Raw genomic sequence first — 12862 nt, forward strand, 5'->3', positions numbered from 1 at the left:
TGGTTTACCCAGGTGTGGGCTGGATTGTTTGGAGAGATCGTCAATACTTACCAGAAGAATTGATTTTCAATGTTAGTTACTTAGGTGGACATATGCCAACGATGGCAATTAACTTCTCAAGAAGTGCGAGTCAAATTTTAGGTCAATACTACAACTTTTACCGTTATGGATTCAATGGCTATAAAGAAATTCACTTACGTACACAAAAAGTAGCGATGAAAATTTCAGAAGCAATCGACAAAACTGGCTTATTCGATATTTATAACGATGGTGAAAACTTACCGATTGTCTGCTACAAGCTAAAAGATACTACGGATGTTAATTGGAACTTATATGATTTAGCCGATCGTCTACAAATGAAAGGCTGGCAAGTTCCTGCATACCCACTACCAGAAGATTTAGAAAATGTAGAAATTCAACGCTTCGTTTGTCGTGGAGATTTCGGAATGAATATGGCGAATGCCTTGATTAGAGATATTCAACAATCGATCGCTGAATTAAACAAATCAAATGTTACGATGCACGCAAATGAAGGGGCTCATGTTCACGGATTTACACACTAAATTATGGGTAGAAATAGAGTTATCTTTTTTTGAATATAAACAATGAGTATATTTTTTGGTAATTAATTTTAAAAAAATTAAATAAGGAAGTGTCGAATATGTGTACGGGTATTTTTACAAAAACAAAAGATAATAAACATTTATTAGCTAGAACTATGGATTTTTCTTTTCCTTTGAATCCTGATGTGGTCTATTTGCCTAGAGATTATACTTGGGTTTCAGATGCTGATAAAACAGAACACCAATCAAAATATGGCTTCTTGGGTGCTGGTCGTATGTTAGAGTCAACTTATTCAGTAGCTGATGGAGTAAATGAACATGGCTTGGCTATTGCAGAGCTCTATTTACCGCAAAAAGCTGTATATCAAAAAGAAGTCAATGAAGAAAAAATAAATATAGCACCTCATGAATTTATTATATGGGCATTGGGTAATTTTAAATCTATTTCTGATTTAAAACAAACTCTTTCAAAGGTTAATTTACTAGAAGTACCAGCTCCGTTGGTAAATACAATCACACCACTTCATTGGATATTAACTGATACAACTGGAAACTGTATGGTAATTGAACCTACTGGTAAAATGTTACATCTTAAAGATAATCCTGTTGGCGTAATGACAAATACACCACTATTAGAATGGCATATTGAAAACTTAAGTAATTACTTAAATGTACGTCCAGAACAATATGAACCAAATGTTTATGGGAATTATACAGCTAAAGCATTTTCTCAAGGAACAGGAACATTAGGGCTTCCAGGCGGTTATACACCACCAGAACGATTTGTTCGTGCTGCATTTTTTAAAGAAAATATTGATGAAGCAGCAACTGAGATAGAGGCAGTAACAAATGCAATTAGGGTTCTAGCAACTGTACAAATCCCTAAAGGAATAGTCGTTACAACAGAAGGGAAGGAAGATTATTCTCAGTATATTGGAATGATGTGTAATGAAAGTAAATCATATTACTTTACTGATTATAATAATACTAGAATTTCAAAAATTGAATTAACGCAAGAATTACTTGATAGAAAAAAACCAAAAGTATTTGTTACAAAAAAGACAGAAGATATAAAAAATTTAAATGAAAAAATAGTTCCTAAAGAATTAAAACAAAATAATGAGAAAAAGAAAGTGACACAAGTTGAAAATTTACTTGATATGTTAGGGCAAGAGTTAGTAATGGGTGTTGAAGCTTCTAAAAGCGGAAATTTGGATAGTGATACTCACGAACTGATCAGTCAAACAATTGATCAACTGAAAAAATTAAGAAGCAATTGATCATTTCGATGTATATTTTACTAATATTGATAGAAAAATTTCTATCTTAATGATGGAGGAACTAAAAAGTAGAATTCCTCATAGTATTTCCGTTTTTTAAAATAGCCATTAAAATTTATTTTGATAAAAATAGAAAAGTGGGTGAAGGAAAAACTCCTTCAGCCCACTTTTTAATGTCAATTATTTTAAAATTAAACAATTTTGTTTTAAACAATTATAAAAGAAAAAGTTTTACTACTCACTTAGTTTAATTTATGATATGGTAATATGGAATGTAAATATAGAGGAGATTTGATAATGTTCGAATTTAAAAATAATATTCCTGCTGAAGAACATGACCGTTTTGTAGAAACGAATCCATTATGTAACTTGTTGCAGTCTTCTTCTTGGGCAGAAGTAAAAGATAATTGGGGTTCTGATATTGTAGGGGTTTATGAGGATGGCAAATTAGTCGCTTCAAGCTTAGTATTGACACGGAAATTACCGTTAAATTTTTCAATGCTTTATACACCTAGAGGACCTGTTTTAGATTATTCGAATAAAGAACTACTAAACTTTTTTATGCGTGAATTGAAAAAATTTGCTAAAAAGAAACGTGCTTTATTTATTAAAATGGATCCAGCCATTCACTATAGAGATTTTCATCTTGGTGAAGAACAGGTGGTAAACCCTGAAGCGGAAATCATTATTCAAAATTTAATAGATAGTGGCGCTAAATATCAAGGTCTTACGATGGAAATGGATGCGACGATTCAACCGCGTTTTCAAGCAAACATCTATAAAGAAGATTTTAGTGAAGAGCAATTATCTAAGAGTACCAAGAAAATGATGAAACAAGCGCAAAAAAAAGGCGTTACTGTTTGTTCTGGACATAGTGAGTTAGTGCCTGATTTTGTAAAAGTCATCGAGCGTACGACTGAACGTCAAAATATTTCTTTACGTGATGGCGATTATTTTAAGAAATTACTAACGATTTATCCTAATAATTCGTTTATTATGTTAGCTCAAGTGAATTTAAAAAAGCGTTATTTAGAAACAAAAGAACGTTTTGATAAAAACAAACAAGATTTAACTAATTTAAAAGAAAATCAAGTGAAAAAGCGACATAATTTGGAAGAATTGGATGTCTCACTTACTCGAGAACTGGCTGAATTAGAAGAAAATATTGCCCAAGCGGGTGATGTTGTGGTTGTAGCAGGAGCATTAGCATTAACTTTTGGAACTACGAGTGAAATTTTATATGCAGGAATGGATGATCGCTATAAACGTTATATGCCAGCTTATCTAACTTGGTATGAAGCCATCAACGAATGCTTTGAACGAGGTTGTTTAACCTGTAATATGGGTGGTCTAGAAGGTAGCTTAAATGATGGCTTGATTAAATTTAAAGCTAATTTTAACCCAACAATCAATGAATTTATTGGAGAATTTGATTTACCGGTCAATAATGTACTTTTTAAAGCGAGTGAGTATGCTTATAAATTGAAAAAACAAAAAAAATAGCGAAAAAATATCTTGGTAAACGATGTGAAGTTTTAGTTTACCAAGATATTTTTTTATAGTTTTTGAGTTGCATTTTTCTTCATTAATCGCAGTAAAACGGTACAAACTGCGGTTGTTGCAATCGCGGCAACAATCGCCTCAGGGATTCCAGTACCCAAAATTGTAGCCAAAATTGCGGAATAAATGGCTGAACTACCTTTTCCAATTACTTGTCCATAAGATTCAGCGAAAAAGAAATAAATCATATTCATAACTAAGATAGTATTAATTAATGATCCTGCAAGTCCTGCACAAAATAATGAGATCGATTGTTTTTTTAACCAATTATTCAATAATTTATAGACAAAATATGGCAAAATTCCAATCAAGATTCTAGGAATCAACGCAATAAAAATAGCTTTAAAACTGCCTTGATCTGTCCCAATCACTGGAATAAATGGTGAAAAAACAAAAGATAATGGGGTTGGGAAAATAGTTGAACGAATCAGGCTAATGACTCCAAATGTGCCCCCTAAAAAACCACCGATTTTTGGACCTAAAATGATGGATGCGATGATTACTGGAATGTGCATCGTTGTTGCGTTAATTGGACCAATCGGGATAAATCCTAATGGCGTAAAGGCTAACAGCAAAAGAATGGCCAAAAACATAGCTGTTAGTGTAAATTGTTTTATATTTTTCATATGAGGGCTCCTCAACGTTTATTTAGCAAATGGTTTTAGCAATTGTTTCAATGATGTCTTCGACAGTAGCTAACGCACCACGTCCAAAGTCTCCACAAGCAAGTAAAGCTTCTCTTGGCTCGATTTCGTTGTAGCCAGCTTCTTTTAATAGCTGTATATTTCGTTGCGTGATTGGATTTTGGTACATATGAGTATTCATTGCAGGTGCAATAAATTTCGGTACATCTGTTTCTAAGGCCAAGGCAACGGTAGAGAGCATGTCATCCGCAATCCCATGAGCTAGTTTAGCTAATATATTGGCAGAAGCCGGAGCAACTAGGAATAAATCTGCTTTTTTTGCTAATTCGATATGATTGATTTTATCTGCACTGATTTCTTCCATCACATCTGTATGAACAGGATTTTTAGAAAGTGATTGCAACGTTAACGGCGTAATGAATTTAGTGCTGTTCGATGTCATTACAACTTCGACATCATAGCCTAGTTTTACAAATTGACTAGTTAAATCAGCCGCTTTATAGGCAGAAATACTGCCAGAGACACCTAATAAAATAGATTTCTTCATTATTGACCTCCTAATTGTTTTTCAATTGATTTCAAAAGTAATCGAGCAATTTCTTTTTTTGTCTGAGCAGTTGTTATTTTACCATTTTTACTGATTAAAAAGCCCTTATGTTGCTCAGCATTGATTTGCTCAAGATCATTTGCTAACACAAAATCACAGTTGTTTTTTTCAAGAATCGCTGTTCCTACTTGAATTAGTTCTTGCTCAGAGACACCAACTAATAATTTGAAGCCAACTAGTAGGGCAGTTGGTTGTTTTTCTCGAATCATCGCAATGATTTTAGGATTTTTTTTCAAGAAAAGTAACAGGCGGTCAGTATTTGATGGAATCTTTTTACTTTGTTGTGCATGATTAGTTAAATCAGTTAATTGTTGGCGAATCAAATTGGCTAGGTCAGTAACCGTGGATTGAGGTTCGGCACTAATCTTTTGTACTAATTGCTCAATTAGTTTATCTTCTGTGATTGCTATTTCAGTGGTAAAATCACTGACTGCCATGCTATGGATAATCGCATCAAAGGAATAGTTTTGAAATTGTTCAAGTAACGTGATTTCTAAATCTCTAGTTGTTTCAATCGTTAATAAAGATAAGTGTTCATTTGATTTTGGTTTAACAGCTTGTTTTGAACAAACATAAGTCACTTGATGGCCATTTTCTAAAAAAGATTCTGCGATTTCTTTACCTAATTTCCCAGTAGAATGATTGGAAATTGAACGAACATCATCAATCTTTTCAATTGTACCACCAGCAGTAATTAAAATATTCATTAAATTGATTCGCTCCTTTAAGGCATCTTAACAATCGTCCGACCTTGATGAGTACCCTTTTGTAATTCAGAAAAAATAGCTGGTAATGTTTGCAAAGTAATCTCTTGTACAAGCGCTTGATCACAAACATTAAGGTCGGTTGCTAGTCGTTGCCAGATTTTTTTACGCAAGTTCATTTCCGTATTGACTGAATCGATTCCTAATAAATTAATTCCTCGTAAGATAAACGGTAAAACTGTCGTTTGTATTTTAATACCAGCAGCATTTCCGCAAAGTGCGATTGCTCCAGCATAGTTCATTTGAGGGAGTAAAGCATCAATAAAATCACCACCAACTGTATCAATAGCAAAATCAAACGTTTGTTTTGTCAATGGTTTAATCTTTTCTGGTAAGAAATCTTTTAGTAAAATCACTTCTTTGGCACCCAATTTTAGTAATTCGTCGATACAGTCTTCTTTACGACTAATTGCAGTAATATTTGTATAGCCTAATTGTTTTAACATGGCAATCGCAAGTGTTCCAACTCCACCGGACGCACCAGAAACAATGATTCGTGCAGTTTTATTATTCGATAAACCATGTGTTTCTAAGGCTTCAATACAAAGTCCAGCAGTAAAGCCAGCGGTACCGAAAACCATTGCATTTTTTAAAGATAGTTCTTTAGGTAGCGGAACAAGCCAATCAGAGGGGACACGGGCGATTTCAGAAAAACCACCTGTATGAGAAACCCCTAAACCGTAACTTGTAACGATGACTTTTTCACCTTTTTGATAGTTTTTATCAGTTGATTCAAGAATTGTTCCGCTTAAATCAATACCTGGAATCATAGGATAAGTTCTGATTACGCCACCGTTTTGTTTTGCGGCAAGAGAATCTTTATAATTAACAGAAGAATAGGCAACATCGATTACGATATTTCCTTCAGATAATTGGGCTAATTGTGTCGGTTCAACGGAACAAGTGTATTGATTTTCATTTTCATTAACAACTAAACTTAAAAATTGTTCCATAATAACTCCTCCTAAAAGAATTGTTCTATCCCACTGTTACTATAATATACTGTTTTTTTTACTAACACAAATTCTATTTTAAGATGATTGAAAACTTCATGAGAAAAGTTTTTGTTGTAAGAAGCAGATTCGTCCATAAAATCCAAACTATAATTATTCATTTCTTTTAGTAAAAATAGTTTTTCTGTATTTAATCAGTAAAGTAAGGTAAAATAAAAGAAAAGAACGTGTAAAGGGGTCAATTGATGTGAAAGGGTTTGTAAGTTGTGAAGATTAAAGTCGGAATGAGAACACTTAAAACTAGCTTATGTGTTTTTTTGTGTATTCTAATAAGTATTGTTTTAAAAAGAGATACCTATGTGGTAGCGGCAATAACTGCGATTTTTACTTTAAGGGAGGATATGGAAAATACCATCAAGTTTGGTAAACATCGCATTATTGGAAATGTCTTGGGCGCAATTATGGCAGTCGTAGTGATTTTTATTTTTAATGTGTTTGGAGATACTCATCTTGTGCAACTGGTTGCCATTCCATTAGTTATCTTAGTTCAAATCGCTTTATTAGCACACTTTGGTTACCATGAAGGAACAGTTGGAGCTTCAGCTACATTGTTGACGATTGTTTTTATGATTTCGCCAGATCATTCATATAAATATGCACTTGATCGAGTGGTGGATAGTTTTATTGGTATGGGCATCGCTTTGTTAGTGAATTATGCGATTCCTTGTCGACCATATCGGATATCATCAAAGATTGCACCAAAGATTGAACCTTTAGACAAAATAGAAACAAATGAATAATAAAAATTTGATCCTAACAGTTTCGACTGTAAGGATCTTTTTTTATTAATCCCAATAGCAATAGAAAGCGAGGCAAAATAAAAGGATAACAAATGTTTTATATTATGTTCAAAATCAAAAAGAGCATTAAAATAATCTAAAAAAATTTTGGATTATTTCGCAATATGGTTGCTATTTCAAAAAAAGTTTGTATACTAGAGAAGGTAAAAGTAAACTATTAGTTTAGTATTACAAAACTTAGCAAAAAATTTAGTTGTGGATATTGCTAAATAATAGTAAATAAAATCAATCGTGAGGTGAGGAAAATGGAAATTGGTGAGAGGCTGCGTAATTTACGGATTCAAAAAGATTTGACGCAAGAAGAATTGGGCGAACGAACAGATTTAACAAAAGGATATATTTCTCAATTGGAACGAGACTTAAGTTCCCCTTCGATGGAGACCTTTTTCTCTATTTTAGAAGTGCTTGGGGTAACACCAGAACATTTTTTCAGTGAAAAACTCACCGAGCAAAAGATTGTTTATCAAGCAGAGGATAGTACGTTATATTATGATGACGAACATGGCTATGAACTAAACTGGCTGATTCCTGAATCGAATGAAAAAGAAATGGAACCAGTCATTTTGACTTTTGACAAAGAAGGCGAATACAAAACCTTTGAACCTTCTTTATCAGAGACTTTTGTTTTTGTAATGGATGGTTCTGTCTCGCTTCAATTAGGCGAAACGCTTTATACGGCAAAAAAAGGGGAAACCATGTATTATCATGCAACAGAACCTCATCAACTAAAAAACAACTCGAAACGTAAAAGTCGGGTGTTGATAGTGGCAACAGAATCATATTTATAAATAGGGAGGCCATTAGTTTATGAAGAATAATATTATTTCATTTGAAAATGTTAGTAAGCAATTTGATGATGAAACTGTTTTAAATAAAGTGAGTTTTAAAATTGAGCAAGGAAAATTTTATACATTATTAGGACCTTCTGGCTGTGGAAAAACGACGATTTTACGTATCTTAGCTGGTTTTTCTGATGCAACTGAAGGTGATATTTATTTTGATGGTAAACGAATCAATGATATTCCGGCGAACAAACGCCAAGTCAATACTGTTTTCCAAGATTATGCCTTATTTCCTCATATGAATGTTTTTGACAATGTAGCATTTGGTTTGAAAATCAAGAAATTACCTAAAAAAGAAATCGAAAAAAAAGTGAAAAGCGCCTTACGAATGGTTCAATTGCCAGGCTATGAAAATCGTGAAATAACAGAAATGTCTGGTGGTCAACGACAACGAGTGGCAATTGCTCGTGCCATTATTAATGAGCCAAAAGTATTACTGTTAGATGAACCTCTTTCAGCATTAGACTTAAAATTACGAACAGATATGCAGTTTGAATTACGGGAGTTGCAACAGCGTTTAGGAATTACGTTTATTTTTGTGACTCATGATCAAGAAGAAGCTTTAGCGATGAGTGATGAAATTTTTGTATTGAATAAAGGAAGTATTATTCAAAGTGGGACGCCAGTAGATATTTATGATGAACCAATCAATCATTTTGTGGCGGATTTTGTAGGTGAAAGTAATATTGTGAGTGGAACAATGGTGAAAGATAATCTTGTTTCATTTGGTGGAAAAGAATTTGAATGTGTGGATAGTGGAATTCGTCCTAACGAACCAGTCGAGGTAGTGTTACGACCCGAAGATTTATCGATTACAGCGGCAGAAAAAGGGAAAATCGTGGTGACAATCGGTACCCAACTTTTTAGAGGGGTTCATTATGAAATTGCTTGTTATGATGATCAGCAAAATGAATGGACAGTTCACTCCACTAGGATGGCCAAAGAAGGCGAACGTGTGGGATTGGATTTTGATCCAGAAGATATCCACGTGATGCGCTTCAATGAATCTGAAGCTGATTTTGATGCACGTTTAGAAAGTTATGAAGAATAGGGGGCTGATTAGATGAAAAAAATGCGTCGGCTTTATTCAATCCCTTATTTTATGTGGTTGCTTTTATTTGTAGTCACACCAGTTGTAATGATTATTTATCAATCATTTTTTTCAATGAGTGGTCAGTTTACTTTAGATAATTATCGCACGTATTTTACTTCAAATACGTATTTAATGATGACATTTAATTCGGTTTGGTATGCCTTTTTGATTACCCTTTTTACGTTAGTGATTAGTTACCCAACAGCTTATTTTCTAGTCCAATTAAAGCATAAACAACTATGGTTGATGCTGATTATTTTACCGACGTGGGTAAATCTATTATTAAAAGCGTATGCGTTTATTGGTATTTTTAGTATGCACGGCAGTGTTAATGAGTTCTTGTCTTTTATAGGAATTGGTTCAAAACAAATCTTATTTACTGATTTTAGTTTTCTATTTGTGGCAACTTATATTGAATTACCATTTATGATTATGCCAATTTTTAATGCATTAGAAGAAATGAATCCTTCTTTGATCAGCGCTAGTCGCGATCTTGGCGCTAATAGTCTACAAACATTCCAACGTGTAGTTTTTCCTCTATCTTTAAATGGAGTGAAAAGTGGTGTTCAAGCGGTCTTTATTCCATCTCTTTCTTTATTTATGTTGACTCGTCTAATTGGTGGAAATCGTGTGATTACTTTAGGAACTGCAATCGAACAGCACTTCCTTGTTACACAAAATTGGGGAATGGGTTCCACGATTGGCGTGATTTTAATTGTCGCGATGTTTATCGTGATGCTAGTTACAGGTGAAAAGAAACGGGGGCCAAAAAAATGACGAAAAAAAGATTTAAATGGTCTCGTCTTTATTTACTATTCGTTTTTGTTCTGTTATATGCACCGATTTTTTATCTGATTTTTTATTCATTTAATGCTGGTGGTACGATGACGGAGTTTACAGGTTTTACATTTGATAATTACCGTTCTGTCTTTGAAGATACTCGCTTGTTGATTATTTTATTAGATACTTTTTTACTCGCTTTTTTATCTGCATTAATTGCTACGATGATTGGTACTTTTGGAGCGATGGGCATTTATTATACTCGACGACGTAAAACGAGAACCGCTTTATTGAGTTTTAATAATATCTTGTTGGTTTCACCAGATGTTATTATTGGTGCGAGTTTCTTAATTTTTTTCACCGCGGTTGGCTTTATCAAGCTAGGTTTTATTAGCGTATTGTTATCCCATATTGCTTTTAGTATTCCGATAGTAGTATTGATGGTTTTACCGAAACTTCAAGAAATGAATGATTCTATGGTAGATGCAGCCAGAGATTTGGGCGCTAATAATTTTCAAGTCGTTAAAAATATCATTTTGCCATTTTTATCACCGGGAATTATTGCGGGATATTTTATGGCATTCACGTATTCACTAGATGATTTTGCAGTAACCTTCTTTGTGACTGGAAATGGATTTTCTACTTTATCCGTTGAAATTTATTCGCGTGCAAGACAAGGAATCAGTTTAGAAATTAATGCCTTAAGTGCTTTAGTCTTTTTATTCTCTATGGTATTGGTTGTTGGGTATTATTTTATCAGCAAAGAAAATACACCGAAACGTACACGGAAAATGCGGGCGGTAACAGAAGAGGTGGCGAAATTTAAATGAAAAAATTACGCTCATTATTCATCGGAATCGTCATCATCATTTTACTGCTCTTTTTTGGAAGTCGCCAATTAGAAAAATCGAGTGGCATGGCAGGTGCAGATACATTGACTATCTACAATTGGGGTGATTATATCGATCCTGATTTGATTAAAAAATTTGAAAAAGAATCTGGCTATAAAGTAAATTATGAGACGTTTGATTCTAACGAAGCGATGTTTACAAAAATTCAACAAGGTGGAACTGCCTATGATATTACTATTCCATCCGAGTACATGATTCAAAAAATGATGAAAGAAAAGATGTTATTACCAATCGATCATACTAAAATCAAAGGGCTAGAAAATATTGATAACCGTTTTTTAGACCAAGAATTTGATCCAAATAATAACTACTCGATTCCTTATTTTTGGGGAACACTGGGAATTATTTATAACGACAAGTTCATTGATGAAAAAGATATGCAACATTGGGATGATTTATGGCGCCCTGAATTGAAAGATAATGTGATGCTGATTGATGGAGCCAGAGAAGTAATCGGACTATCGCTAAATAGTTTAGGCGATTCTTTGAACAGTAAAAATATGAAGCAGCTTCGTCAGGCAACCGATAAACTGAACAAGCTAACGACAAATGTCAAAGCGATTGTTGCTGATGAGATTAAAATGTATATGATTAATGAAGAAAGTGCAGCAGCTGTAACATTCTCAGGTGAAGCAGCAGAAATGTTGGATCAAAACGAACATTTACATTATGTGATTCCATCAGAAGGATCGAATTTGTGGTTTGATAATATCGTGATTCCGAAGACCGCTAAAAATGTGCAAGGAGCCTATGATTTTATCAATTTTATGTTGGAACCTAAAAATGCGGCGCAAAATGCTGAATATATTGGGTATTCAACCCCAAATAAAGCAGCGAAAAAGTTGCTGCCTAAAGAAATTTCTGAAGATGAGCAATTTTATCCTGATGATGAAGTGATTAGTCATTTGGAAGTTTATGAAGATTTAGGCGCAAAATATTTAGGGATTTATAATGATTTGTTTTTGGAGTTTAAGATGTATCGAAAATAGGGTGGAAACGCAGCTAAAATGGTAATCAACAAAAAAGTTGATTACCATTTTAGCTATCAGTTTTCCAACTTTCTACCAAAAGCGACAATTTTGTCGCTTTTTTTCTATAATGTAAATAAGGATACTGTTACAGTGAATATTATTTGAAGCTCGGTCTAATTCTTTTGAATTTTAGATACTAAAATAATATATTCTGTGATTGTGAGAAATTTATCAAAGTGTTATTGATAAAAAGAGCGATAAGTCGTAGCTTAACTGTATCATAATCATTAATTTTTTACCTAAGATATCGTTAACGAATATAGAATCTTAAATTTTCGATGAATACTGATATGTAACTAAACGTCCAACTGATTTTGAAAGATTTTTTTATTATAGCAAACTAAATTGATCTTATTTTTTTCAAGCTCAATTTTATTGGTAGAAAGTCACTCCCTATTTTCAAAATCTGTTAAAGTATTGGAAAATCTTTTTTATAAGAGATGTATGATGAGGATTTAAGAAAATAAAATCTACGTTTGAATAGTTGAAATACATAGATAATAAAATTGAGCGGATTAAAAATAAATTTTTTATTTGAATCCTATAACTTGAAAGTAAAGGAAATATTATCAGTATATTCAAATTGCATAAAAACAGTTGTTGATATTAGACTAATTACAATGTACAATTTTAGTGTAGGTATAGTTTTTAATTATTTGTTATATATTGGATGTTAGGGAGGACTTTAATGAAAAAATGGAATAAGTTTATTTGTTTGGGACTATTAGCAACAACGATTTTTTATACGACTAGTCCAGTAGTTACTTTTGCTATTAATGAAGGACAGTCCGATAAAACACAATCAACCGGACTTTCTAGTAGCAGTGATTTACAAACAACGACGTCATTATTTACAGAGGAAACAGAGTCATTTTCATCAAGTAGTGACACTGAAACTAGTTCGACAGAGGAAACAAAAGAAAGTTCTCAGGAAATTGATAGCAGTTATCCAGTAGCGGATGCTTCAGCTTATC

Annotated in this window: 14 protein-coding genes; 10 read left to right on the forward strand and 4 right to left on the reverse strand. The window is 33.2% G+C overall.

Features of this window, described 5'->3' with window-relative positions; translation table 11 throughout:
• The 3 genes from ACYSNW_RS17950 to ACYSNW_RS17960 all read left to right on the forward strand — a co-directional run.
• Positions 1-563: pyridoxal-dependent decarboxylase (locus ACYSNW_RS17950; RefSeq protein WP_461746859.1), on the forward strand; the 563-nt coding region annotated here is incomplete at its 5' end.
• Between the two features lie 98 nt (positions 564-661).
• Positions 662-1843: a choloylglycine hydrolase family protein gene (locus ACYSNW_RS17955; RefSeq protein WP_461746861.1), complete on the forward strand. Its 1182-nt coding sequence runs from the start codon at positions 662-664 to the stop codon at positions 1841-1843.
• Between the two features lie 297 nt (positions 1844-2140).
• Positions 2141-3346, forward strand: coding sequence for an aminoacyltransferase (locus tag ACYSNW_RS17960; RefSeq protein WP_461746863.1), 1206 nt, complete (start codon positions 2141-2143; stop codon positions 3344-3346).
• 53 nt (positions 3347-3399) lie between these two features.
• Here the strand turns inward: ACYSNW_RS17960 and ACYSNW_RS17965 are convergent, their stop codons facing one another.
• The 4 genes from ACYSNW_RS17965 to ACYSNW_RS17980 are packed head-to-tail and all read right to left on the reverse strand — an operon-like array spanning position 3400 to position 6371.
• A complete protein-coding gene (locus ACYSNW_RS17965; protein WP_461746865.1) occupies positions 3400-4029 on the reverse strand; it encodes an ECF transporter S component in 630 nt (209 codons plus the stop codon).
• Positions 4030-4051: 22 nt separating this feature from the next.
• Positions 4052-4594 carry a phosphopantothenoylcysteine decarboxylase gene (gene coaC / locus ACYSNW_RS17970; RefSeq protein ID WP_461746867.1) on the reverse strand — a complete coding sequence of 181 codons (543 nt, stop codon included), beginning with the start codon at positions 4592-4594 and terminating at the stop codon, positions 4052-4054.
• Positions 4594-5361, reverse strand: coding sequence for a phosphopantothenate--cysteine ligase (locus ACYSNW_RS17975; RefSeq protein WP_461746869.1), 768 nt, complete (start codon positions 5359-5361; stop codon positions 4594-4596). The genes coaC and ACYSNW_RS17975 overlap by 1 nt, the downstream gene beginning before the upstream one ends.
• Before the next feature lie 17 nt (positions 5362-5378).
• Positions 5379-6371 (reverse strand): YhdH/YhfP family quinone oxidoreductase, encoded by a 993-nt coding sequence (locus ACYSNW_RS17980; protein WP_461746871.1) that lies wholly within the window; start codon positions 6369-6371, stop codon positions 5379-5381.
• Between the two features lie 284 nt (positions 6372-6655).
• On the opposite strand from ACYSNW_RS17980, the gene ACYSNW_RS17985 reads away from it, so the two are divergent.
• The 7 genes from ACYSNW_RS17985 to ACYSNW_RS18015 form a co-directional block, all read left to right on the forward strand.
• A complete protein-coding gene (locus ACYSNW_RS17985; RefSeq protein WP_461746885.1) occupies positions 6656-7171 on the forward strand; it encodes an FUSC family protein in 516 nt (171 codons plus the stop codon).
• Between the two features lie 305 nt (positions 7172-7476).
• Entirely contained in the window at positions 7477-8019 is a 543-nt protein-coding gene (locus ACYSNW_RS17990; RefSeq protein WP_461746873.1) for a helix-turn-helix domain-containing protein, read from the forward strand.
• Positions 8020-8038: 19 nt separating this feature from the next.
• Positions 8039-9124: an ABC transporter ATP-binding protein gene (locus ACYSNW_RS17995; protein WP_461746875.1), complete on the forward strand. Its 1086-nt coding sequence runs from the start codon at positions 8039-8041 to the stop codon at positions 9122-9124.
• 12 nt (positions 9125-9136) lie between these two features.
• On the forward strand, positions 9137-9943 hold the full coding sequence (locus tag ACYSNW_RS18000) for an ABC transporter permease (protein WP_461746877.1): 807 nt from the start codon (positions 9137-9139) through the stop codon (positions 9941-9943).
• On the forward strand, positions 9940-10776 hold the full coding sequence (locus tag ACYSNW_RS18005) for an ABC transporter permease (RefSeq protein ID WP_461746879.1): 837 nt from the start codon (positions 9940-9942) through the stop codon (positions 10774-10776). Before ACYSNW_RS18000 ends, ACYSNW_RS18005 begins: the two co-directional genes overlap by 4 nt.
• On the forward strand, positions 10773-11846 hold the full coding sequence (locus tag ACYSNW_RS18010; RefSeq protein ID WP_461746881.1) for an ABC transporter substrate-binding protein: 1074 nt from the start codon (positions 10773-10775) through the stop codon (positions 11844-11846). The genes ACYSNW_RS18005 and ACYSNW_RS18010 overlap by 4 nt, the downstream gene beginning before the upstream one ends.
• Positions 11847-12576: 730 nt before the next feature.
• On the forward strand, positions 12577-12862 hold a 286-nt coding region (locus tag ACYSNW_RS18015), incomplete at its 3' end, for a hypothetical protein (protein WP_461746883.1).

The organism is Enterococcus sp. LJL99 (assembly GCF_054871725.1).